General features: G+C 72.3%; 18 protein-coding genes and 1 pseudogene. 11 read left to right on the plus strand and 8 right to left on the minus strand.

Annotation, left to right across the window (positions count from 1 at the left end; genetic code table 11):
- Nucleotides 1–18: 18 nt before the first annotated feature.
- On the plus strand, nt 19–2,055 hold the full coding sequence (locus tag AS97_RS28515) for a thioredoxin domain-containing protein (protein ID WP_059147884.1): 2,037 nt from the start codon (nt 19–21) through the stop codon (nt 2,053–2,055).
- Nucleotides 2,056–2,101: 46 nt separating this feature from the next.
- On the opposite strand, the gene AS97_RS28520 is transcribed toward AS97_RS28515, so the two are convergent.
- Together AS97_RS28520 and AS97_RS28525 are read right to left on the minus strand one after the other, a co-directional pair.
- Complete coding sequence (locus AS97_RS28520) at nt 2,102–2,815, minus strand: TetR family transcriptional regulator (RefSeq protein WP_210565892.1); 714 nt, start codon at nt 2,813–2,815, stop codon at nt 2,102–2,104.
- A 1-nt stretch (nt 2,816) separates the two neighbouring features.
- The gene (locus AS97_RS28525; RefSeq protein WP_125759293.1) at nt 2,817–3,518 is read right to left on the minus strand and encodes a hemolysin III family protein; all 702 of its coding nucleotides are present in this window, start codon (nt 3,516–3,518) and stop codon (nt 2,817–2,819) included.
- Between the two features lie 255 nt (nt 3,519–3,773).
- Between AS97_RS28525 and AS97_RS28530 the strand changes: the two genes are divergently transcribed.
- Entirely contained in the window at nt 3,774–5,663 is a 1,890-nt protein-coding gene (locus AS97_RS28530) for a phosphoenolpyruvate carboxykinase (GTP) (protein WP_059147887.1), read from the plus strand.
- 86 nt (nt 5,664–5,749) lie between these two features.
- Here AS97_RS28530 and AS97_RS47720 read toward each other — a convergent pair.
- The 3 genes and pseudogenes from AS97_RS47720 to AS97_RS28540 form a co-directional block, all read right to left on the minus strand.
- Nucleotides 5,750–5,962, minus strand: a pseudogene (locus AS97_RS47720) (hypothetical protein); the annotation flags it as partial.
- Nucleotides 5,963–6,134: 172 nt separating this feature from the next.
- Complete coding sequence (locus AS97_RS28535) at nt 6,135–6,548, minus strand: hypothetical protein (RefSeq protein ID WP_086711222.1); 414 nt, start codon at nt 6,546–6,548, stop codon at nt 6,135–6,137.
- 71 nt (nt 6,549–6,619) lie between these two features.
- Nucleotides 6,620–7,831, minus strand: coding sequence for a pyridoxal phosphate-dependent aminotransferase (locus tag AS97_RS28540; RefSeq protein ID WP_059147900.1), 1,212 nt, complete (start codon nt 7,829–7,831; stop codon nt 6,620–6,622).
- Nucleotides 7,832–8,096: 265 nt separating this feature from the next.
- On the opposite strand from AS97_RS28540, the gene AS97_RS28545 reads away from it, so the two are divergent.
- The 6 genes from AS97_RS28545 (at nt 8,097) to AS97_RS28570 (ending at nt 16,909) form a co-directional block, all read left to right on the plus strand.
- Nucleotides 8,097–9,725 (plus strand): ABC transporter substrate-binding protein, encoded by a 1,629-nt coding sequence (locus AS97_RS28545; RefSeq protein ID WP_125759291.1) that lies wholly within the window; start codon nt 8,097–8,099, stop codon nt 9,723–9,725.
- 5 nt (nt 9,726–9,730) lie between these two features.
- A complete protein-coding gene (locus AS97_RS28550; protein ID WP_210567297.1) occupies nt 9,731–10,690 on the plus strand; it encodes an ABC transporter permease in 960 nt (319 codons plus the stop codon).
- Nucleotides 10,687–11,619, plus strand: a complete 933-nt coding sequence (locus AS97_RS28555) for an ABC transporter permease (protein WP_107119347.1) — start codon at nt 10,687–10,689, stop codon at nt 11,617–11,619. Before AS97_RS28550 ends, AS97_RS28555 begins: the two co-directional genes overlap by 4 nt.
- The gene (locus tag AS97_RS28560; RefSeq protein ID WP_210565893.1) at nt 11,619–13,481 is read left to right on the plus strand and encodes an ABC transporter ATP-binding protein; all 1,863 of its coding nucleotides are present in this window, start codon (nt 11,619–11,621) and stop codon (nt 13,479–13,481) included. Before AS97_RS28555 ends, AS97_RS28560 begins: the two co-directional genes overlap by 1 nt.
- Nucleotides 13,482–14,261: 780 nt before the next feature.
- Nucleotides 14,262–16,274 carry a CocE/NonD family hydrolase gene (locus tag AS97_RS28565; RefSeq protein ID WP_210565894.1) on the plus strand — a complete coding sequence of 671 codons (2,013 nt, stop codon included), beginning with the start codon at nt 14,262–14,264 and terminating at the stop codon, nt 16,272–16,274.
- Nucleotides 16,271–16,909, plus strand: a complete 639-nt coding sequence (locus AS97_RS28570; protein ID WP_236670305.1) for a TetR/AcrR family transcriptional regulator — start codon at nt 16,271–16,273, stop codon at nt 16,907–16,909. The genes AS97_RS28565 and AS97_RS28570 overlap by 4 nt, the downstream gene beginning before the upstream one ends.
- Nucleotides 16,910–17,342: 433 nt before the next feature.
- On the opposite strand, the gene AS97_RS28575 is transcribed toward AS97_RS28570, so the two are convergent.
- The 3 genes from AS97_RS28575 to AS97_RS28585 all read right to left on the minus strand — a co-directional run bounded on the left by AS97_RS28575 (nt 17,343) and on the right by AS97_RS28585 (nt 21,076).
- A complete protein-coding gene (locus tag AS97_RS28575) occupies nt 17,343–17,972 on the minus strand; it encodes a hypothetical protein (RefSeq protein WP_059146287.1) in 630 nt (209 codons plus the stop codon).
- A gap of 148 nt (nt 17,973–18,120) precedes the next feature.
- The gene (locus AS97_RS28580) at nt 18,121–19,740 is read right to left on the minus strand and encodes a D-aminoacylase (protein ID WP_210565895.1); all 1,620 of its coding nucleotides are present in this window, start codon (nt 19,738–19,740) and stop codon (nt 18,121–18,123) included.
- 46 nt (nt 19,741–19,786) lie between these two features.
- Nucleotides 19,787–21,076 (minus strand): alanine racemase, encoded by a 1,290-nt coding sequence (locus tag AS97_RS28585; RefSeq protein WP_210565896.1) that lies wholly within the window; start codon nt 21,074–21,076, stop codon nt 19,787–19,789.
- A gap of 146 nt (nt 21,077–21,222) precedes the next feature.
- Between AS97_RS28585 and AS97_RS28590 the strand changes: the two genes are divergently transcribed.
- From AS97_RS28590 to AS97_RS28600, 3 genes are read left to right on the plus strand one after another with little or no spacing between them, the layout of a single operon-like run.
- A complete protein-coding gene (locus AS97_RS28590) occupies nt 21,223–22,416 on the plus strand; it encodes a sugar kinase (RefSeq protein WP_059146284.1) in 1,194 nt (397 codons plus the stop codon).
- A complete protein-coding gene (locus AS97_RS28595) occupies nt 22,413–23,246 on the plus strand; it encodes an IclR family transcriptional regulator (protein ID WP_125758705.1) in 834 nt (277 codons plus the stop codon). Before AS97_RS28590 ends, AS97_RS28595 begins: the two co-directional genes overlap by 4 nt.
- The gene (locus AS97_RS28600) at nt 23,243–23,656 is read left to right on the plus strand and encodes a RidA family protein (RefSeq protein ID WP_059146282.1); all 414 of its coding nucleotides are present in this window, start codon (nt 23,243–23,245) and stop codon (nt 23,654–23,656) included. Before AS97_RS28595 ends, AS97_RS28600 begins: the two co-directional genes overlap by 4 nt.
- Nucleotides 23,657–23,701 lie beyond the last annotated feature (45 nt).

Raw genomic sequence — 23,701 nt, forward strand, 5'->3', positions numbered from 1 at the left:
GTGGGGGAGGATGGACCCATGCCGAACCGTCTGGCGCACGAGATGTCCCCCTATCTGCTTCAGCACGCCGAGAACCCGGTCGAATGGTGGCCGTGGTCGGACGAGGCGTTCGAGGATGCGCGCCGCCGCGGGGTGCCCGTGCTGCTGAGCGTCGGCTATGCGAGCTGCCATTGGTGCCATGTCATGGCCCATGAGTCGTTCGAGGACAAGGAGACCGCCGAGTATCTCAACGCCCACTTCGTCTCCGTGAAGGTCGACCGCGAGGAGCGGCCGGACGTCGACGCGGTGTACATGGAGGCGGTGCAGGCCGCGACCGGGCAGGGCGGCTGGCCCATGACGGTCTTTCTGACCCCCGAGGCCCAGCCGTTCTACTTCGGCACGTACTTCCCGCCCCGGCCCCGGCCCGGTATGCCGTCCTTCCGGCAGGTGCTGGAGGGGGTCAGCGCCGCCTGGGCGGACCGCCGCGAGGAGGTGGTCGACGTCGCCGGCCGGATCGTGGAGGACCTGGCCCAGCGCACCGGGATCGCCCTGGGCTCGGATGCGCCCGCGCCGCCCGGCGAGGAGGATCTGCACGCCGCGCTCATGGGGCTGACCCGTGAGTTCGACGCCACGCGCGGCGGTTTCGGCGGTGCGCCGAAGTTCCCGCCGTCCATGGCGCTGGAGTTCCTGCTGCGCCACCACGCCCGCACCGGCTCCGAGGGCGCGCTCCAGATGGTGTCGGCCACCTGCGAGGCGATGGCCCGCGGCGGTATCTACGACCAGCTCGGCGGCGGTTTCGCCCGCTATTCCGTCGATGCCGGCTGGACCGTGCCGCACTTCGAGAAGATGTTGTACGACAACGCACTGCTGTGCCGGGTCTACGCCCATCTGTGGCGCGCCACCGGCTCGGATCTCGCGCGCCGTGTCGCCCTGGAGACGGCGGACTTCATGGTCCGCGAGCTGCGCACCGCGCAGGGCGGCTTCGCCTCCGCGCTGGACGCCGACAGCGACGACGGCACCGGCAGGCATGTCGAGGGCGCGTACTACGTGTGGACGCCCGAGCAACTGCGCGAGGTGCTGGGGGAGGCCGACGCGGAGTTCGCCGCCGGGTATTTCGGCGTGACCCAGGAGGGCACCTTCGAGCAGGGAGCCTCCGTGCTGCAGCTGCCCGACGGGGAGCGGCCGGCGGACGCGGGCCGAGTCGGCTCCGTACGGGAGCGGCTGCTGGCCGCCCGGGAGCGGCGGGCCCGCCCCGGCCGCGACGACAAGATCGTGGCCGCCTGGAACGGGCTGGCCGTCGCGGCTCTCGCCGAGACCGGTGCCTATTTCGACCGCCCCGACCTGGTGGACGCGGCGACCGAGGCGGCCGACCTGCTGATGCGCCTCCACATGGACCAGCGCGGGCGGCTGGCCCGCACCTCGCTCGACGGCATCGCGGGCGCCCACGCGGGCGTGCTCGAGGACTACGCGGATGTGGCCGAGGGCTTCCTCGCCCTGTCCGCCGTCACCGGAGACGGGGCGTGGGTGGACTTCGCCGGGCTGCTCATGGACACCGTACTGACCCGGTTCACCGCCGAGGACGGCACGCTGTTCGACACCGCCGATGACGCCGAGGCGCTCATCCGCCGCCCCCAGGACCCGACGGACAACGCGGCGCCGTCCGGCTGGACGGCCGCCGCCGGGGCCCTGCTGTCCTACGCCGCCATCACCGGCAGCTCCCGCCACCGGGAGGCCGCCGAGCGCGCCCTCGCCGTGGTGCGGGCCCTCGGCCCCCGCGTGCCCCGCTTCATCGGCTGGGGCCTGGCGGTGGCCGAGGCCCGGCTCGACGGGCCGCGCGAGGTGGCCGTGGTCGGCCCCGGCGATGACCCGGCGACCCGCGCCCTGCACCGCGCCGCACTCCTGGCCACCGCCCCCGGGGCGGTCGTCGCGGTCGGCGAGCCCGGCTCCGAGGAGGTCCCGCTGCTGCAGGACCGCCCCCTGCTGGAGGGACGCCCGGCGGCGTACGTCTGCCGCGGCTTCACCTGCGACGCGCCCACGGCCGATGTCGAGGCCCTGACGGCGAAGCTGGGGGGCTGAGCCGCCGGAAGCGCACGGCAGGGCACCGCGGGCCCCGCACCGCGGGTCAGAGCGGGATGCCCCGGGAGAGGAGGTCCAGGGCCCGGTCGATGGCCGTCGTCATGGCGTCGGCGCGGGTGGCGGTGGCCTTCGCGGTGCTCGCCGTGGTGGCCGGCGGCCGGTGGTGGTCCAGGCAGTGGAAGACGGCTTCGCGCAGGGCGCCGAGGACGGCGCCCACCGCGACCCGCACCTCGAAGTCGTCCGGGGCCCGGCCGCTGCGCTCGGCCAGTGCCTCGCCCAGCAGCGTTCCGCTGTCGCCCAGGCCGCCGCTCATCCGAGCGCGCAGCGCCGGGACCTGCCGTACGAGGGCCAGCCGGGCCAGCAGTTCCTCGCGCTCAGCACCCGCCGCGGGCCCCAGCAGCCCCACGACGGCATGGCGCAGGGAGGCGGCCGGGGTTTCGTCCCCCGGGCGCTCGCGGATCGCCTCCGCCATGAGCGCGTCGTACTCATCGGTGAGGACGATGTCCTCCTTGGCCGGGAAGTAGCGGAAGACGGTGCTGGTCGAGACGTCGGCGGCCGCGGCGATCCGGTCCACCGGAGTGGCGTCGTAGCCCTGCTCCGCGAAGAGCCGCAGGGCGGCGCGCCGGATCGCCTGCCGGGTCTTGATCTTCTTCCGTTCGCGCAGCCCTGGCCCGGGCCTGCGCTCCGGCTGCGAGGGCTGCGAGGGCTGCGAGGGCTGCGAGGGCTGCGACGGCTGCGACGTGGTGGTGGCCTTGGACATCTCAGGCGTGCTGATACGCCACCAGGGAGATGCCGATGTAGTGCACGACGAAGGCGGCCAGCGTGAAGCTGTGGAACACCTCGTGGAAGCCGAACCAGCGGGGCGAGGGGTTGGGGCGCTTGGTGCCGTAGATCACCGCGCCCACGCTGTAGAGCAGCCCGCCGACGATGATCAACGTCATGACGGCGGCGCCGCCGGTGCGCAGGAAGTCCGGCAGGAAGAAAACGGCGGCCCAGCCCAGCGCGATGTAGCACGGGGTGTACAGCCAGCGCGGGGCGCCGACCCAGAAGACCCGGAAGGCGATTCCGGCGAGCGCCCCGGCCCACACCAGCCACAGCAGCAGCTGTTTCTTGCCGTCTGGCAGGAGCAGCATCGTGAAGGGCGTATACGTGCCCGCGATGATCAGGAAGATATTGGCGTGGTCCAGCCGCCGCAGCACCGCGGCGGCGCGTGGTCCCCAATTGCCGCGGTGGTAAAGCGCGCTGGTGCCGAACAGCGCACACGCGGTGAGCGTGAAGATGGCGCAGGCCAGCCGCCCGCGCGGACTGTCGGCGAGGGCCGTCAGCACCACCCCCGAGACCAGGACCGCGGGAAACATGCCGGCATGCAGCCAGCCGCGGAGCATCGGCTTCAGGGGGAGCGGCGGGGCCGCTTGGGGTGCTGGGGGGTTCTCAACGGCGGCATCGGGTGCGGCGGCAGTCATGGCGCTCATGCTACCTACGCCACCGTAAGTTACCGGTTCATGCCGAGTGGTGATGGTCACCAAAGCGCCCACTGGACAGATGGCCCACACAGTCGGATGATCAAATGAGCGCGGTCGGCACCGGATGAGCTGAGCATCCGGGTCGCAGCCCCCAAGGGGTAGCTGTCTCCATAAACGAATATGAGTGCACATATTCGTCCAAAACCCTCAATCAAGTCGCCGGAGCGTGTGCGGTTCCGGCGGGATGGAGCGATCGTGGCGCCCAGCAATGTGGCTTCCTCTCTCACGACCACCCCGAGCCCCACGAACCACCAGGAGCTCGTCTCCTGGGTCGGCGAGATCGCCGCCCTCACCCAGCCCGATCGTGTGGTGTGGTGCGACGGCTCGGAAGCGGAGTACGACCGCCTGTGCGCGGAGCTCGTCGAAAAGGGCACCTTCACGCGCCTTGATCCGATCAAGCGCCCCAACTCGTACTACGCCGCCTCCGATCCGAGCGACGTGGCGCGCGTCGAGGACCGTACGTTCATATGCTCCGAGAAGGAGGCGGACGCGGGCCCGACGAACCACTGGAAACACCCCGACGAGATGCGCGAGATCTTCGCCGGGGAGCAGGGCGTCTTCCGGGGCTCCATGCGCGGCCGGACCATGTACGTCGTGCCCTTCTGCATGGGCCCGCTCGGCTCGCCGCTGTCCGCGATCGGCGTCGAGATCACCGACTCCGCCTACGTCGCCGTCTCCATGCGCACCATGACCCGCATGGGACAGGAGGTCCTCGACGTCCTCGGGGACGAGGGCTTCTTCGTCAAGGCCGTCCACACCCTCGGCGCCCCGCTGGAGCCGGGCCAGGCCGACGTTCCCTGGCCGTGCAACCCGACCAAGTACATCTCGCACTTCCCGGAGGCGCGGGAGATCTGGTCGTACGGCTCCGGCTACGGCGGCAACGCCCTGCTCGGCAAGAAGTGCTACGCCCTGCGCATCGCCTCCGTGATGGCGCGGGACGAGGGCTGGCTCGCCGAGCACATGCTGATCCTCAAGCTCACCCCGCCGCCCAACAAGACAGCGGACCAAAGGTCCTCGTTTGAGGGTGGTGGCGGGCGACGGGAGGGCGAGTCGAAGTACGTGGCCGCGGCGTTCCCGAGCGCCTGCGGCAAGACCAACCTCGCGATGCTGGAGCCGACCATCCGGGGCTGGACGGTCGAGACGATCGGCGACGACATCGCCTGGATGCGGTTCGGCGAGGACGGCAGGCTGTACGCGATCAACCCCGAGGCGGGCTTCTTCGGCGTCGCGCCCGGCACCGGTGAGCACACCAACGCCAACGCGATGAAGACCCTGTGGGGGAACTCGGTCTTCACCAATGTCGCGCTCACCGACGACGGCGATGTGTGGTGGGAGGGCATGACCGAGGAGCCGCCCGCTCATCTGACCGACTGGAAGGGCAACGACTGGACCCCGGCGAGCGAGACGCCCGCGGCCCACCCCAACGCCCGCTTCACCGTGCCGGCCGGTCAGTGCCCGATCATCGCCCCCGAGTGGGAGGACCCCAAGGGCGTGCCGATCTCGGCGATCCTCTTCGGCGGCCGCCGGGCCAGCGCCGTTCCGCTGGTGACCGAGTCCTTCGACTGGCAGCACGGCGTCTTCCTCGGCGCCAACGTGGCGAGCGAGAAGACCGCCGCGGCCGAGGGCAAGGTCGGCGAGCTGCGCCGCGACCCGTTCGCCATGCTGCCGTTCTGCGGCTACAACATGGGCGACTACATGGCCCATTGGGTGAAGGTCGGCAAGAACGCGGACGCCGCCAAGCTGCCGAAGATCTACTACGTCAACTGGTTCCGCAAGGACGCCGACGGGCACTTCGTCTGGCCGGGCTTCGGCGAGAACAGCCGGGTGCTGAAGTGGATCGTCGACCGGCTGGACGGCAAGGCCGAGGGCGTGGAGAGCCCGATCGGGGTGCTGCCGACGCCCGAGGCGCTGGACACCGACGGTCTGGACCTCGGCGACGCCGAGCTCAAGTTGCTGCTCACGGTCGACAAGGAGGTCTGGCGCGAGGAGGCGGGGCTGGTGCCCGACCACCTCAACACCTTCGGTGAGCACACGCCGAAGGAGATGTGGGACGAGTACCACGCGCTGGTCAAGCGCCTGGGCTGAGCGCAGCCCGAGGCCCGGGGCCCGCACTCAGGTGCGGGCCCCGGGCCTTTTCGCGGCAGCGACCGTACAGCCCGCACCGCTGTGGCCCAGGAGCCGGAGGTCTCGGTCTTGACGGTGGGCCCTTGGTCCGCCGGCGCCTTCACGACGTCGGGATCGGCGAAGACGGCCTTCTCCGATCCGATCACGCCACGTACGGTCGTCGTTGCCGTGCCCTTGTCCTTGTCGCGGCCCGCGACGACGGCAACGGCCACACCGCCGATCAGCGGTACTGCCAGGACGATTCCCAGGATGCGTCTCACGGCGGCAGCGTCCTCGCGGAAGCCCGCGTTCCAGCCAGCTTCGGATGTACGGAACGTGGAGCGCTTATCGCGGTCCTCAACCGGAATGAGGCATTCGGCAGTCGGACCGAGCCATTCCGGGCCGAGAGTTGAGTGATGCGCTCAGACTGCGCCCACCCCCGGACGGTTCCGGCTACGCCTCGTTAAGCCCCAGTGCCGCCGCATGCGCCGCCAGTCGCTCGGCCGCCAGCGTCGAGGCCGCCGTGTCGTTCCGGGACGTGGCCACGACCAGGGCCCACCCGGCCAGGGTGTGGGCGCGCTGGTGGAGGGTGGCTATATGTGCCGCGTCCGGCTCCGTCGTCGAGGGTGCGGCGCGCAGCGGGGCGCGGCCGTCGCGCAGGCGGGCGGCCTGCTCGGCGAGGCGCTGGGCGGCGTCGTCGAGGCCGGGGTGCGGGGTGTGGGCACGCAGCTCGTCCGTCACGGTGAGCAGCGCGGTCAGATGCCCGGCCAGCCGGACGTCCAGCTCTTCCTCGCGGGTGCGGTGCGGGAAGTCGGGCGTGGGCTCGGCCATGCTGTGGACCGATTTGGTGCGGATCGGCTCGTACATGGATGGCCTCCAAGGGGTCAGGAGGCCATCCTAACTTAGACTCTGTCTAAAGTTGAGCTGAGACTAAAAGATCAGGGTTGGCCGTATCCGTCCAGGAAGTTCCCGATCCTGGTCACCGCGTCCGCCAGATCCTCCTTGGCGGGCAGCGTGACGATGCGGAAGTGATCCGGCTCCGGCCAGTTGAATCCCGTGCCGTGCACGATCATGATCTTCTCGGCCCGCAGCAGATCCAGCACCATCTGCCGGTCGTCCTTGATCTTGTAGACCTTGGGGTCCAGCTTGGGGAACGCGTACAGCGCGCCCCTGGGCTTCACGCACGTGACGCCCGGGATCTGGGTCAGCAGGTCGTACGCCGTGTCCCGCTGCTCCAGCAGCCGTCCGCCGGGGAGCACCAGGTCGTTGACCGACTGACGGCCGCCGAGCGCCGTGGCCACCGCGTGCTGCGCCGGCATATTGGCGCACAGCCGCATATTGGCAAGGATGGTCAGCCCCTCCAGATAGCTGGCGGCGTGCGCCTTGGGGCCGCAGACCGCGAGCCAGCCGCTGCGGTAGCCCGCCACCCGGTACGCCTTGGAGAGCCCGTTGAAGGTGAGGGTCAGCAGATCGGGGGCGACAGTGGTGGTCGGGGTGTGGGTGGCCCCGTCGTAGAGGATCTTGTCGTAGATCTCGTCGGAGCAGACGATCAGCTGATGGCGGCGGGCGATATCGGTGAGCCCGCGCAGCGTCTCCTCGCCGTAGACGGCACCCGTGGGGTTGTTCGGGTTGATGATGACGAGCGCCTTGGTGCGGTCGGTGACCTTGCGCTCGATGTCGGCGAGGTCCGGCAGCCAGTCCGACTGCTCATCGCAGCGGTAGTGGACGGCGGTGCCGCCGGCCAGTGAGACCGCGGCGGTCCACAGCGGATAGTCGGGGGCCGGGACGAGGACCTCGTCGCCGTCGTCGAGCAGCCCCTGCATCGACATCTGGATCAGCTCGGAGACGCCGTTGCCGAGGAAGATGTCCTCGACATCGAGGTCGATGCCCTGGGTCTGGTAGTGCTGCATCACCGCGCGCCGCGCGGACAGCAGCCCCTTGGCGTCGCCGTAGCCGTGGGCGTCGCCGAGGTTGCGGAGCATGTCCTCGAGGATCTCCGGGGGGCATTCGAAGCCGAAGGCCGCCGGATTGCCGGTATTCAGCTTGAGGATGCGGTGTCCTGCCGCCTCCAGCCGCATCGCCTCCTCGAGCACCGGGCCACGGATTTCGTAGCAGACGTTGGAGAGCTTCGTGGACTGGATCACCTGCATGTCGGCCACCATACGGCGGAGTATCCGGGGCCGCTCGGTGTTTTTCGCCACGTGGACCGTGCGCGGACGGTGTGCGGGGGTGCCGTGGGGCGGGGTCCGCGACCCCGCGCGCCGTCCCCGGGCCGCTCTCCGCGCCGGGTAACGACTCGGTTTCCGGGGTTAATTTTCGCGAACGAAGGGTTGGCCCGAACGCGTGTACTGGCTATCGTTCACGCACTTCACCCAATCGTTCCGCTGAACGAGTAAGGGAAGGGTGCCCCCGTTCATGCCCCCGTTCACATCCGAGACCTCCCACCGAGCTGCCCCCGCCGCGGCCGGGCTGCCACGGAGGTCGCTGCTCACCACCGCGGCGGCGATCGGCGGTGCGCTCGGCGGCTCCGCCCTGCTGAGCGGCTGCTCCGGAGCCGCCTCCGCGTCCCCGACGAGGGCCGTGCCCACCCGCGGCCCGGCCGGGCGGCCCGACCGCGGCGGCACCCTGCGCATCGCCCGGCCGCCCGCCTCCGACGCCGAGACCCTCGACCCCGCGAGCGCGCTCTCCGCGTACGAATACCTCGGCGCGCTCTACAACCGGCTCGTCCGGATCGGGCCCGACGGCACCGTCGCCCCCGACCTCGCCGAATCCTGGGAGCCCGACGCCAAGGCGACCACCTGGACCTTCCGGCTGCGCCGCGGCGTCACCTTCCACGACGGCCGCGCCTTCACCTCCGCCGACGCCGCCTACACCCTGCGCCACATCCTCGACACCGCGACCGCCTCCCCGCAGGCCCCCGTGCTGTCCCCGCTGATCGACCCGAAGCGGCTGCGCACCCCCGACGCCCACACCCTCGTCGTCCCGCTGAAGAGCCCGCACGCCGAGTTCCCCAGCCTGCTCACCCACTACAACTGCTACGTCGTCCCGGACGGCAGCGCCCGCTCCATCGGCCGCACCGGCATCGGCACCGGCCCGTTCCGGCTCGCGTCCTTCGCCGCCGCCGGGCCCGGCCGGGTCACCGCCTACCCGGACCACTGGGCCGGGCGCCCGGTCCTGGACGCCATCGACTTCTACTCCGTCGCCGATATGCAGGCCCGCTCGGGCGCCCTGCTCGCCGGACAGGTCGATCTGCTCTCCCAGACCAACCTCGACTTCGCCACCGCCCGGGTCATCGCCGCCTCCGACCGCGCCACCATCGCCCGCGCCGAGAACGCCCAGTGGTACGTGCTGCCGATGCTCACCACCGAGAAGCCCTTCACCGATGTGCGGGTGCGGCAGGCGATGAAGCTCGCCTACGACCCCGAGCACATCCTGAAGGCGGCCCTCCAGGGCGCGGGCACGGCCGGCTGGGACAACCCCGTCCCGCCGAACGACCCCGCCCACACCGCCGCCCACCCCGCCCACGACCCCGAGAAGGCCCGCCATCTGCTGAAGAAGGCCGGGTACGAGCGGCTGGCGGTGGACCTCTACACCTCCTCGTACGACCCGATCTTCACGCCCATGGCCCTCGCCTACCAGGAGTCGGCCGGGCGGGCCGGCATCCGGATCCGGGTCAAGACCGCGGCCGCCGACTCGTACTACACCCAGATCTGGATGAAGAAGCCGCTCATGGCCACCTACTGGTACACCGGGCGCCCCGTCGACCAGCTCCTCAACCAGGTCTTCCGCGGCGGCTCCTCGTACAACGAGACCGCCTGGGCCGACAAGGAGTTCGACGCGCTGCTCGACCGGGCCCGCCGGGAGACCGACACGGGCCGCAGGCGCGAGCTGTACGGACAGGCGCAGACGCTCGTCATCGAGCGGGGCGGGGCCATCACTCCGATGTTCGCCGACCGGCTCGTCGGGATCTCCCGGAAGGTGCGCGGCTACGCCGAGCACGGCTTCGAGTTCGACTACCTCCGCATCGGCCTGAAGGGGGCATGAGGCGCATGCTCACCTTCCTCGTCCGCCGTGTGGTCTCCGCGCTGGGCACCCTGATGCTCTCCTCGGTCCTGGTCTTCCTGGCCGTCCAGGCACTGCCCGGCGACGTCGCCACCCAGGTGCTCGGCAGGGACGCCACCCCCGACGCCGTCGCCACCCTGCGCAAGCAGATGGGGCTCGACCAGCCCGCGTGGGAGCGCTACGGCCACTGGATCAACGGCGCCCTGCACGGCGACTTCGGCACCTCGCTGGTCACCGCCAAACCGGTGGGCGGCGAAGTCGCCCAGTACCTCGGCAACTCCGCCCTCATCGCCGTGGTCACCATCCTCTTCGCGGTCACCGGCTCCCTCGTCCTCGGCATCGTCGCCGGGCTCTACCGCGACCGCTGGCCCGACCACCTGATCTCCACCGTCAGCCTGATCGGGATGAGCGTCCCCGAATTCGTCGTGGCCACCGTGCTGGTGCTCGCCTTCTCCGTCACCGTGCCGGTGCTGCCCGCCGTGGTGCTGTACGGACCGGGCGCCAGCACCGGGCAGCTCCTCCCGGCGGTCTGGCTGCCCGCCGCCTCGCTCGCGATCGTCATGGCCGCGTACATCGTGCGGATGGCCCGCACCTCGGTGATCGACGTCATGGCCGGCGAATACGTCACCACCGCCCGGCTCAAGGGCCTGTCCACCTGGCGGGTGGTCACCCGGCACGCCCTGCCCAGCGCCCTGCTGCCCACCCTCCACGTCATCGCGCTCAACGTGGCCTGGCTGGTCGGCGGCGTCGCCGTGGTCGAGAACGTCTTCAACTACCCCGGCATCGGCAAGCTGATGCTCTCCTCCGTCCAGAACCGCGACCTGCCCGTCATCCAGGCCATCGCCCTCATCAGCGCCGTCGTCTACGTCGTGTGCAACCTCGCCGCCGACCTCGGCTCCATGGCCCTCAACCCCAAGCTCCGCACCCGAGGAGGGAGGATCCGATGAGCTCGCTGGAAGACCCGACGAGCCCGCTGAAAGCGTCCGCGGGGGCGGCGCGGGCCGCCGCACCGCCCGCGCCCGTCCGCCCCGGTGTCGCCGCCCGCACCTGGCGCGCCGTGCGCTCCTCCCGCCCCACCGCCATCGGGCTCGCGATCGTCGCCGTCCACCTCGTGGTCGCGCTGCTCGCCCCGCTGCTCACCCCCTACCACCCCACCACCGGCGACGCCTCGCACGCGCTGCTCGGGCCCGGCGCGGACCACTGGGCGGGCACCGACAGCTATGGGCGCGATGTGCTGACCCGGGTGCTGTACGGCGGGCGGTACGCGCTCGGCGTCTCCGTCACCGCGACCGTCCTCACCGTCGCCCTCGGCGCCGTCCTCGGCTGCGCGGCCGCCCTGCGCGGCGGCTGGCTGGACGATCTGCTGATGCGCGTCCTGGACGCGGTGCTCTCCATCCCCGCGATCCTCGTCCTGCTGGTGATCGTCACCGCGCTGGGCACCGGTTCCTCGGTCATCGTGCTGGCCATCGCCGTCGTCTGCGTTCCCCAGGTGGTGCGTGTCGTGCGCGGCGCCGCGCTCGCCGTCGTCCCGCAGGACTACGTCACCGCGGCGCGTGCCCGCGGCGAGAGCACCTGGGCGATCCTGCGGCGCGAGGTGCTGCCCAACATCACCGACGTGGTGTGCGTCGAGTTCGCGATGCGTGCCTCGTGGGTGGTGCTGCTGATCTCCTCGCTGTCCTTCCTGGGCTTCGGCGCCGACCCGCCCACCCCCGACTGGGGGCTGATGGTCGCGGAGAACCGCACCGCCATCACCGTCGTCCCGATGGCCAGCCTCGCGCCGATCATCGCCCTGGCCACGCTGGTGGTCGGGCTCAACCTCGCGGCCGACGGCCTGTCCAAGGCGTGGGGCGTGGACCGGATCCGGGAGGGCTCCTGATGACGCGCATTGTTTCGGCGGACGGGAGTGTTCCGTCGGAGTCGACGCCCATCGTCTCGGTGGACGCCTTGTCCGTGGCCTACCGTTCGGGTGGGCCGGGTGGGCGCGAGGTGCCCGTCGTGGACGAGGTGTCGCTGGAGGTGCGGCCCGGCCGGACGCTGGCCCTGGTCGGCGAGTCGGGCAGCGGCAAGTCGACGGTCGCCGCGACGCTGCTGGGGCATCTGCGGCACGGATCGCGGCTGACCGGCGGACGGGTCGCCGTCGAGGGCAGGGACGTCTTCGCGCTCTCCGCGCGGGAGTTGCGGCGGCTGCGCGGCGGTACGGTCGCGATGGTCTCCCAGAACGCGGGCCACGCCCTGACGCCCAGCATGCGCATCGGACGGCAGATCGCGGAGGCGGGCGGCGAGGTGCCCGTCACGGACCTGCTGGAACAGGTCAGGCTGCCGCATCCCCGCGAACTCGCCCGCCGCTATCCGCATGAGCTCTCCGGCGGACAGCAGCAGCGCGTGGCCATCGCCATGGCCATCGCGGCCCGCCCCAAGGTGCTCGTCCTGGACGAGCCCACCACCGGCCTCGATGTGATCACCCAGCGCGGGGTGCTGGACCTGGTCGGCGCCCTGCGCGAGGAGCTCGGCCTCGCCGCCGTCCTGGTCAGCCATGACCTCGGCGTGGTCGCGCACATGGCCGACGAGGTGTGCGTACTGCGCGCCGGGCGGGTCGTCGAGGCGGCCCCCACCCGACGGCTCTTCGCCGCCCCCGCCGACCCGTACACCCGCCGCCTGCTGGCCAGCGTCCCGCGCATCGCGGACGCCGGGCTGGCGCTGGTGGGGGAGGACGGCACGCGGGAGATCCGGCCCAAGGCCGAGGTGCCCGGGGACGCGGCCGAGGCGCTGGACGTACGAGAGGTGACGATCGACTACGGCACCAGCCGCGCGGTGGACGGGGTCTCCTTCAGCGTGCGGAAGGGGGAGGTGCTGGCGCTGGTCGGCGAGTCGGGCAGCGGCAAGTCGACGATCGCGTGGTCGCTGGCGGGGCTGCGGGGGCCGTCGGGCGGGTCGATGCGGGCCGGGGCGGGGGGTGTGGTGGGCGGTGCGTCCGGAGCTGCGTCGGGCGGTGGGTCCGGGGGTCCGTCGGGCCGCACGCCCGACGGTGCGGTGGGCGGGGCGTCCGGCGGTGACCTGGGCGTCCCCGCGCGGCGGCGTCCGCTCGCCCTGCGCCGCACCGTGCAACTCGTCTTCCAGAACGCCGACACCTCGCTCAATCCGCGGCGTTCGGTGGGCGATGCGATACGGCGGCCCCTGCGCTTCTTCGGCTCGGCGGGGTCGCGGGGCGAGGCGGCCTCGCGGGCCCGGCAGCTGATCGCCGACGTTCGCCTCGACCCCGACTTCGCCGACCGGCTGCCCGCGCAGCTGTCGGGCGGCCAGCGCCAGCGGATCGGGATCGCGCGGGCGCTGGCCGGGGAGCCGGAGGTGCTGATCGCGGACGAGATCACGACGGCGCTGGATGTGTCCGTACAGGCCGATGTGTTGCGGCTGCTGGACGATCTGCGCCGGGAGCGGGAGTTGGCGTGCCTGTTCATCAGCCATGACCTGGCGGTGGTGCGGGGGATCGCCGACCGGGTGGTGGTGCTGCGGCACGGGGTGGTGGTGGAGGAGGGGCCCACGGATGCGGTGTTCGAGAGTCCGGGGCATCCGTATACGCGGGCGCTGATGGGGGCGGCGCTGGAGCCGGATCCGGAGGTGGAGGGGGCTGCGGCCTCGGCCCCGGCCGAGGAGTGGGCGGATGCGGCCGAGCCGGGGGCGGTGTGGGAGGAGTTGGGCGGGGGGCACCGGGTGCGCAGGTGGCGGCCGACGGATGGCTAGCCCCCCACCCCGCCCCTTCCCGAAACCGGGGCCGGCCCCGGCCCCCGTGGGGGGTGCCCCTCGGGGTATCGCCGCCGGGCGCGGGCCGGTGGGCCGGTTGCGCCCACCCGTTCCGCCGGGTGCACCTCCCAGCGGTAGCCGGGGGAGGAACGATTGCCCACAACCTGCGAGCCCCTCCGGCGATGGAGGAGCCGGGTCCGGGGCGGAGCCCCGGTTTCGGGGAGAGAAGGGGCGGGGTGGGGGCTAGCCCGCCGCAGGCGCCCCCGACCCCCAGGCGCTCCCGACCCCGCAGGCTCACCCCGACCCCCAGGCGCTCCAGACCCGCAGCCGCCCCCGCCCCCCAGGCGCCCCCGACCCCCAACCGCCCCCGACCCCCAGGCGCCCCCGACCCCCAGGCGCCCCCGACCCGCAGCCGCGCCTCCGACCCGCAGCCGCTCCCGCCCCCCAGGCGCTCCCGACCCCGCAGGCTCACCCCGACCCGCAGCCGCTCCCGCCCCCAGGCGCTCCCGACCCCGCAGGCTCACCCCGACCCGCAGCCGCTCCCGCCCCCCAGGCGCTCCCGACCCCGCAGGCTCACCCCGACCCGCAGCCGCTCCCGCCCCCCAGGCGCTCCCGACCCCGCAGGCTCACCCCGACCCGCAGCCGCCCCCGCCCCGCAGGCTCACCCCGACCCGCAGCCGCCCCCGACCCGCAGCCGCGCCCCCCACCCGCAGCCGCACCCAACCCGCAGGCAACAACCCACCCCCGCCCCACCTCCAACCCCACCCCGTAAGGAGAGGCGTGAAGTACCGCGAGACCTTCGACCGCAAGGTGCGGGTCGAGGACGTATGGATCCCCACCCGGGACGGGAGAACGCGGCTGCACGCACGCATCTGGCGCCCGTCGGACGCGGAGACCGCCCCCGTCCCCGCCCTCCTCGAATACCTCCCGTACCGCAAGAGCGACTGGACCGCACCCCGCGACGCCCAGCGCCACCCCTGGTACGCGGGCCACGGCTACGCCTCGGTACGGGTCGATCTGCGCGGCAGCGGCGACTCCGAGGGCGTGATGCTCGACGAGTACACCGCGACCGAACTCGCCGACGGCGTCGACGTCGTCAACTGGCTCGCGCGGCAGCCCTGGTGCACCGGCAAGGTGGGGATGTTCGGCATCTCCTGGGGCGGGTTCAACTCCCTCCAGATCGCCGCCCTGCGCCCCGAGCCGCTGAAGGCGATCGTCACCGTCTGCTCCACCGACGACCGTTACGACAACGACGTCCACTACACCGGCGGCGCCGTCCTCGGCATCGACATGCTCGCCTGGGCCGGGACGATGCTGGCGTTCACCGCCCGCCCGCCGCACCCCACCTCCGTCGGCGAGGACCGCTGGCTGCCCATGTGGCGGGAGCGGCTCGACGCGCTCGAGCCGTATCTGCACACCTGGCTCGCCCACCAGGAGCGGGACGACTACTGGCGGCACGGCAGCGTCTGCGAGGACTACGGCGCGATCGAGGCCGCCGTGCTCGCGGTCGGCGGCTGGGCCGATCCGTACCGGGACACCGTGCTGCGCCTGCTGGAACACCTGGACGCGCCCGTGCGCGGGCTCATCGGCCCCTGGTCGCATCAGTACCCGGACCGGGGGCTGCCGCCGGGCCCGGCGATCGGCTTTCTGCAGGAGACCCTGCGCTGGTGGGACCACTGGCTCAAGGACGAGCCGACCGGCGTGCTGGACGAGCCGCCGCTGCGCGCCTGGATCAACGACCCCGTACCGCCCGCCACCTCGTACGCGACCATGCCCGGCCGCTGGGTCGGCGAGGACGCCTGGCCGTCGCCGTCCGTCACCTGGGACGAACGTCCCCTGGGCGGCCCCGCCGACGAGCCGGTGATCGTCCGCTCGCCGCTGCACACCGGCCTGGACGCGGGCCGCTTCTTCCCCTTCGGCAACGCCACCGATCTGCCGCCCGACCAGCGCGAGGAGGACGGCCGCTCGGCCTGCTTCGACTCGCCGCCGCTGACCGATCGGGTCGAGATCCTCGGCCGTCCCCGCGTCCGCCTACGCCTCGACAGCGCCACCCCCCGCGCCCATGTCATCGCCCGCGTCTGCGATGTGGCGCCCGACGGCTCGTCCACCCTGGTCACCCGTGGCGTACTCAACCTCCTGTCGAGGAAGGGACGGGACAAGGCCGTCGAGTGGGAGCCAGGGCGGGAAGAGGACGTGGAGTTCGAGCTGAACGCCACCGGCTACGCCTTCCCTCCCGGCCACCGCATCAGGGTCGCCGTCTCCGACGCGTACTGGCCGTGGGTGTGGCCGCACGGCGAGCGCGGCCGGCTGACCGTACGGCCCGGGGACAGCGCCCTGCTGCTGCCGGTACGGGATCCGGGCGCCGACGCGGGCCGCCCGCCCATCGTCTTCGAGGAACCCGAGCAGGCCGCGCCGCTCGCCGTGACCGTCGACCCGCCCGCCCAACCACGCCCCGAGCGGACCCTCACCCACGATGTGGCGACGGGGGAGTGGGTGCTGGACGTGGACCCCAACTACGGTGGCTCCCGCACCTACCCCGACGGACTCCGCTACGAGGAGAGCGCCCGCGAGACCTACCGCATCCGCTCCGACGATCCGCTGTCGGCCGTGGCAAGCTCTCGGTGGACCATCCGGCTGCGGCGCGGGGCCTGGGACACGGTGGTCATCACCGCCGTGGAACTGCGGGCCACGGCGGAGGAATTCATCATGGACAGCAGCATCGAGGCACGGGCGAACGGAGAGACAGTGGTCACGCGCGCATGGCACCACACCACGCCGAGGACATCCGCGTGACGTCCCCCGCCGAACGCCGCCCCCCGCGCCGCGCCGTCGACGCCTCGCGCCGCACCCGGCAGCCCACCGAAGTACGCCGCCGCCTCATCGTGGAGGCCGCCGTTCCGCTCATCGCGGAGCGCGGCACCAAGGGGGTCGGGGTGCGCGAGGTGGCGGCCGCGGCCGAGGTCTCGGTCGGCACGGTCACGTACCACTTCGAGAGCGTGCAGGAAGTCCTCTCCGAGGCGATGGTCCTGCACATCGAGCGCTACTACGCCGCGCTGAGCGAGGCCGCCGCGAAGGCCACCAGCGGCGCGGAGGGGCTGCGGCTGCTCATCGACGCGCTCTTCACGGACGACACGGACCAGCACTGGCGGATGTGGTTCGACTACTGGAACGCGGGCGAACGCGACGAGTCCTTCGCCCATGGCCAGGCCGAGCGCTACGAGGCATGGCACGGCGAGATCCAGTCCCTGGTCGAACGGGGCCGCGACGAGGGCGACTTCGTATGCGACGACCCGGCCGACTTCGCCCTCCGCTTCTCCGCCCTGGCCGACGGCCTGGCCCTGCGCCGCCTGCGCCAGGCCCCCGCCCTGACCGTGGCCGACGCCCGCCGCCACCTGCGCCGCTTCGTGGCGGCGGAACTGGAGGGGTGAGCGGGGGTCCACACGCTCTCCCTTCCCATCACCCCTCCTTGGCAGGGAGGTCCTCTGAGAGCTCGCACAGATGGGCGTGGGGTCATGGTCGCGACGCCATCTGCCCTGCTGCTCGACTGCCGTGCCGCCCAGTACTCGCTGCCACCCGAGACATCGCTCGGCTCACGGAGACGGTGAACGCGATGCGTGACTCGGCCGCGGAGCCCTATGTCTCCGGGCCGTGTGACGCACGCCACGGGAACCTGCCCCGCCGCTTGGACGAAGCTTGACGTGGACTACTCATGGCACACCCGGATACGGGCAGGCGACCCCGGGCGGCGCTGCTCGAAGTCCTGGACAACCTGCCTGCCCACGAGGGCGGACAGCGGAGCGAGGGAACACCGCGGCGGTGGAGCCGCCGTAGGCAACTCCACCGCCGCGGTCGGGCAGGTGCTCACTCGTGGGCGCTGATCACGCCGCCGGCGCTGAGCACGATGTACACGCCGTTGGCGTCCATCCCGTCGTCGTGCTGGTTCGCCTCCAGCGTGCCGTCCACCGAGCCCTCGTTGCCGATGATGTCCGCACGGAAGTGGGCGTCGCCGACCTTGGTGACCTTGGCCGTCCAGCCGCCCGCGAGCTTGAAGGTGCCCGGCCCGCTGTGCTCGCCGCCCATCCAGGAGTGGACCTCGCCGCTCTGCGTGAACACGACGTACATGCCGTTGGCGTCGAGCCCGGCATCGCGCTGGTTCGCCTCCAGCGTGGCCAGGACGGCACCATCGTTGATGATCTTGAGGCGGTAATGCTGGGTACCGAGCTTGTCGATCTTGGCCGTGCTGCCGTCCGCCAACTTCTGGTCGCCGGTCGAGGATGGCGCCTTGTCCGTATCGCCCGTCTTGGCGTCGGAGCCCTGCGCACCGGTGGAGGAACCCCCGCTGTTGGACTCGGCGGAGGCCGCGGGCTTCTTCGTGCCGGTGTTGTCCGTGTCGTTGTTGCAGGCGGTCAGGCTGAGGCCGGCGGCTGCGATCAGGGCCGCGGCGGCGATGCGAAGGGTGCGGCGACGGCGGACAGTGGTGTTGGCGTTCATGTCGAGTCCCCCAGGGGCAGTTGGTGACGTTGTTCTCTCGGTACGTCACCCACTCTGGCCGGGGCCGCTACCGCAAGCCTGCCGCTCCGCTAACACCCCGCTAACAGAGGTGTCAGCGGGGCAAGGCCGCCCCCTTCGACGACAGACCCTAGGCGCGCCGCACCGAACGCCCCGCCAGGACGTCCGTCCGCCGGCCGTTCTCGATAACGAAGCGGCCGTCGATGAGGACGTGGGGGATGCCGGTCGGCAGGGTGCGGGGGGTGTCGAAGGTCGATCCCGCCGCCACCGTGTCCGGGTCGAAGAGGACGAGGTCGGCGCGGTAGCCCTCATGGATCTGGCCGCGGTCGGGGAGGCGGAGGCGGGCCGCAGGGCGGGAGGTGAGGTGGGCGACGCACTCCTCCAGGGTGAGGACGCCCAGCTCGCGGACGTAGCGGCCGAGGTACTGCGGGAAGGTGCCGTAGGCGCGGGGGTGGGGCTTGGCGCCCTGGAGGATGCCGTCGCTGCCGCCCGTATGGACGGGGTGCTTCATGATCGCCTGGACGTTCTCCTCATGCCCGACGTGCTGCAGGATCGTGGGGCCGAGGTGGTCCTCCAGGAGGAGGCGGCGGGCGGTGACCCAGGGGGCCTCGCCGCGTTCGCGGGCGCTCGCGGCGATGGTCCGGCCGACGTAGCCGGTGAGGGACGGGTCGTTCACGCCGGAGATCTCGATCGTGTCCCAGTCCATCGGTACGCCGTGGCAGCCGTCCGCCCCTTCCACCTCCATGACGTGCCGGATGCGCTCGGCCGTCGCGTCGTCGCGCAGCCGGGCGAGCGCCGCCTCGGGGCCGCCCTCGGCCGCCCAGCTCGGCATCATCGCGGCCAGCGTGGTGCAGCCGGGGAGGTAGGGGTAGGTGTCGAGGGTGATGTCGGCGCCGTCGGCGAGGGCGGTGTCGAGGAGGGTGAGGAGTTCGGGGGCGCGGCCCTTGTTGAGGCCGAAGTTCATGGTGGCGTGGGCGAGGTGGAGCGCGCAGCCGGCCTCGCGGGTGAGGGCCACCATCTCCTCGTACGCGCGCAGGGCGCCGACGCCGTAGGAGCGGTGGTGCGGGCAGTAGTAGCCGTCGTACGCGGCCACGACCCGGCACAGCTCGGTGAGTTCGGCGTCGGAGGCGTACATGCCGGGGGTGTAGGTGAGGCCGGAGGAGAGGCCGACGGCGCCCTGCTGAAGCCCCTCGGCCACCAGCTCCTTCATCCGGGCGAGCTCCGCCGGTGTCGCGTCGCGGTCCTCCCAGCCGACCGCGAGCATCCGGACGGTGCCCTGGGGGATGAGGTAGGCGGCGTTGACCGCGATGCCCCGGCCGTCGAAGCCGTGGTCCAGGCGGTCCAGGAACTCGCCGACGGTGCGCCAGGTGAAGTCGATGTCCGTACTCCCGGGCGCACCGCCGTTCCAGCCGGTGATGGCGGTACGGATCTGGGCGAGGGTCCGGTCGTCCACGGGGGCGTACGAGAGCCCGTCCTGGCCGATGACCTCGAGGGTCACGCCCTGCGCGGCCTTCGCCGAGTGGTCGGGGTCGCGCAGCAGCGCGAGGTCGCTGTGCGCGTGCATGTCGATGAAGCCGGGGGAGAGGACGAGGCCGTCCGCGTCCACGGTGCGGCGGGCGGTGGGTCGCGGCCCGCCGCCGTCCTCGCGGACGACGGCGGCGATCCGGCCGTCGTCCACGGCCACATCGGCCCGGTAGGCGGCACCGCCGGTGCCGTCGATGACGCGTGCGTCGCGGATGACCAGGTCCATGAGGTGCGTCTCCCTTTGCGCGGGGTGGGGCGGAGCCCCGGAGAGGTCAGAAGAAGGTGCGGATGTAGTCCGTGACAGTGCCGTCCGCCTCCGCCACCGGAATCATCTGCCACTTGTCGAAGCTGGTGCACGGATGCGAGAGCCCGAGGGCCACCCAGTCGCCGACCTCCAGCTCCGTGCCGTCCGCGACGGTGACCCAGGCGTGCTGGTCGGAGAGGGCCGTGATGGCCAGGCCCGTGGCGGGGCGGGTGGAGCCGTCCCGGGCGGAGCGGATGAGCTGGGGTGCGGGCAGGTCGAGGTCGTACGCCGCGTCCCGCTTGCCCGCGTTGAGGAACGCCTGGCCGGGCTCGGGGCGGGAGACGACCTGGGCCCACAGGCGGAAGGCCGGGTGCAGCTCGCCCTCCTCCGGGACGCGGTTGAAGGGGGTGATGTGCCGGTAGTGACCGTCGTCGTGGGAGACGTACGCACCCGAGCGCAGCAGCTTCAGCACCGGCCGGGACAGCGCGGGCAGCTCCGCGAGGACGTCGGCCACCGCGTCGAACCACGCACTGCCGCCCGCGCTGACGACCACCTCGTCCACGCCCTCGAAGCGGCCCGCCGCGTCGAAGTCCGCGGCCAGTGCGGTGAGCCGGCGCAGCCATGCCCGTACCCGCTCGCCGTCCGGCTTCGGCACCTCGCCCTCATAGCCGGCCACGCCGACCAGCCGCAGGGTCCCGGAGGCCGCGACCGCGTCGGCGACCGCCGCGCACTCCGCCTCCGTACGGGCCCCGGTGCGGGCTCCCTCGCCGCCGCCCAGCTCGACCACCACCTCGACCGGCCGCCGCGCGCCGGCCTCCCGCAGCGCCGCGTCCATCAGCTCGACGCCACGCGCCGAGTCGACGTAGGCGATGAAGCGGAAATCGGGGTCGGCGTCGAGTTCGGCCGCGAGCCAGTGCAGGGCGGCGGCGTCGACGAGCTCGTTGGCGAGGAAGATCCGCTGGATGCCGAAGGCCCGGTAGACCCGCACGTGGGTGGGGACGGCCGCGGTGATGCCCCAAGCCCCGTGGGCGAGCTGGCGCTCGAAGAGCTGGGGGGCCATGGAGGTCTTGCCGTGCGGGGCGAAGGCGAGCCCATGGGCGGCGGAGTAGCGCTCCATCGCCACCAGATTGTGCTCCAGTGCCTCGGCCGACAGGGCCAGGACGGGCGTGGTGAAGCCGCCGGTGAACAGGGAGCGCCGCTCGGCGGCCAGCTCGCCGACCGTCAGGCCCTCGGCGCTCGCAGGCAGCCCCTTGAAGCGGTGGTCCACGCGCTCCCGCGCGAGAGCGGCGACGGCCTGGTCGCTGTGGTCGGTGGCCATGGAGGCGCCTCCATACGGATTCCGGTTGCAATCTCTGCAACGTGCATTGCGCATATCGCTGAGCGCTGTCTAACATCCCGCCCAGCACCGGGTCAACGGTGTGTGGCTGACCCCCATCCGTCCATCCACGAGGAGCGAGACCAGACGTGCCCCCTCTCCCCAGCGTCGAGACCGCCGATGGTGTCGCTGATGCCGTCGATGACATCGACGTCGTCTGCCTCGGCGAGTCGATGGTGACCTTCGTGCCGTCCCGCCCGGGCCGGCTGGCGGACGTCCCCTCCTTCGCCCGGGGCATCGGCGGCGCCGAGTCCAATGTCGCCTGTGGCCTGGCCCGCGCCGGGCACCGCGCGCGCTGGATCAGCCGGGTGGGCACGGACGGCTTCGGCGAGCACCTGGTGCGCGAGATCGCGGCCACCGGCGTGGACACGGCCTACGTCCAGCGCGATCCGCACCGCCCCACCGGCATCTACTTCCGCACGGCGGGCGAGCGCGCCGTCGGCTCGGAGACGGTGGACGGGTCCGGCCCCGCCGACCGGAACGGCCCCGCCGACGGGTCCGGCCCCGCGCAGTCGCCGGCGCCGCTCGCCGAGGTGGTCTACTACCGGGCCGGATCCGCCGCCGCGGCCATGTCCCCGGTGCTCATCCCCCGGGAGCGGGCCTGGTCCGGCCGGGTGCTCCATCTGACCGGGATCACCCCGGCCCTGTCCGCCGACTGCCGCGCGCTGATGCGTGAGCTGACCGCCCGCGCGCCCGGCCGCCCCCTCGTCTCCTTCGACCTCAACTACCGGGTCTCCCTCTGGCAGCGGGAGGACGACGCCGAACAGGGCCCCGCCGTCCTGCTCGGCCTCGCCCGCGGCTGCGACCTGGTCTTCGTCGGCGAGGACGAGGCCGAGGCGGTCTGGGGGCTGCGCGGCCCGGCGGCGATCCGGGCGGCGCTGCCCGAACCGGAGACGCTGGTCGTCAAGCAGGGCAGTGCCGGGGCCACCGCCTACGCCCGCCGCCCCGACGGCACCGACGCCGTCACCTTCGAACCCGCCCCGCGCGTCGATGTCGTGGCCCCCGTCGGCGCGGGCGACGCCTTCGCCGCCGGTTTCCTCTCCGGCACCCTGCGCGGACTCCCGGTCACCGAACGGCTGCGCCATGGCCACCTCATGGCCGCCGCCGCCCTCACCGTCCCCGGCGACCTCGGCACCCCGCCCTCCCGGGAACAGGCCGACCCATTGGTGGCACTCGATGCCACGCAGTGGGGCACACTGCGATTCGGCCCCGGCTGGACAGATCTGCCGACTCCCGCCGGAAAGTGGGCCGAGACCGCAGTGGTGGAGGTATGCGACCCATGAGTCAGACCGTCGACCGAGCGCTGAGCATTCTGCCGTTGCTGGCGGAGGGCCCGGCCAATCTGGAGCAGGTCGCCACGCGGCTGGGCGTGCACAAGTCGACCGCGCTGCGGCTGCTGCGCACCCTCCATGAGCACGGCATGGTCTACCGCCAGCAGGACCAGCGCTACCGCCTCGGCGCCCGCCTCTTCGCGCTCGCGCAGGAGGCGGTGGAGAACCTCGACGTACGCGAGATCGCCCACCCCCATCTGTTGGCGCTCAACGAGCGGTGCGGGCACACCGTCCATCTCGCGGTGTACGAGGAGAACGAGGTGCTCTACATCGACAAGGTGGAGAGCCGCTACCCGGTACGGATGTACTCGCGGATCGGCAAGCCCGTCGCCATCACCGTCGCCGCCGTGGCCAAGCTGCTGCTGGCCGATCTGCCCGAGCCCGAGCTGCGGACACTGGCCGAGCGGCTCACCTACCCCGCGTACACGCCCCGTTCGACGCCGAACGCCGCCGCGTTCCTCAAGGAGCTGGCGACCGTGCGCGAACAGGGCTGGGCCACCGATCTCGGCGGCCACGAGGAGTCGATCAACTGCGTCGGGGCACCGATCCGGGGAACGGACGGGCGGGTCGTCGCCGCCTGCTCGGTCTCGGCGCCGAACGTCGTCGTCACCGCCGAGGAACTCCTCTCCCTGCTGCCGCTGGTGCGCCGCACGGCGGAGGAGATCAGCCGGGAATACTCGGGCGGCGCCCCGGTGTCCGCATCGGTGTCCCACGCCTCGCAGAACCCTTCCCAAGTAACAGCGGAAACACCCGAGAAGAAAGCCGAGGAGCCCTCCTCATGACCGAGAAGCTGCAGAAGACCGCGATCACCCCGGCCACGCACACCACCCCGCCCGCCAAGTTCTCCCACGGCGTGAAGAAGGGGAACGTCCTCCAGGTCGCCGGTCAGGTCGGCTTCGGCCCCGCCGTCCCGGGCCAGGCCCCCACCCCCGTCGGCCCGACCCTGCGCGAGCAGACCCTGCAGACCCTGCGCAATGTGCAGGCCGTGCTGGAGGAGGGCGGCGCGAGCTGGGAGGACGCCATGATGGTGCGCGTCTACCTCACCGACACCGGCCACTTCGCCGAATTCAACGAGATCTACAACGAGTTCTTCGCCGGCCTCAAGGAGGCCCCGGCCGCTCGTACGACGGTCTACGTCGGCCTCCCCGCCGGTCTGCTCGTCGAGATCGACGCCCTCGCCGTCCTGGGCTGACCCCGAAAGCCCCGCGGCGGGCGGGAGCGCCTTCCGCCCGCCGCG

It is taken from the genome of Streptomyces sp. AgN23, assembly GCF_001598115.1.
Taxonomy (GTDB): domain Bacteria; phylum Actinomycetota; class Actinomycetes; order Streptomycetales; family Streptomycetaceae; genus Streptomyces; species Streptomyces antimycoticus.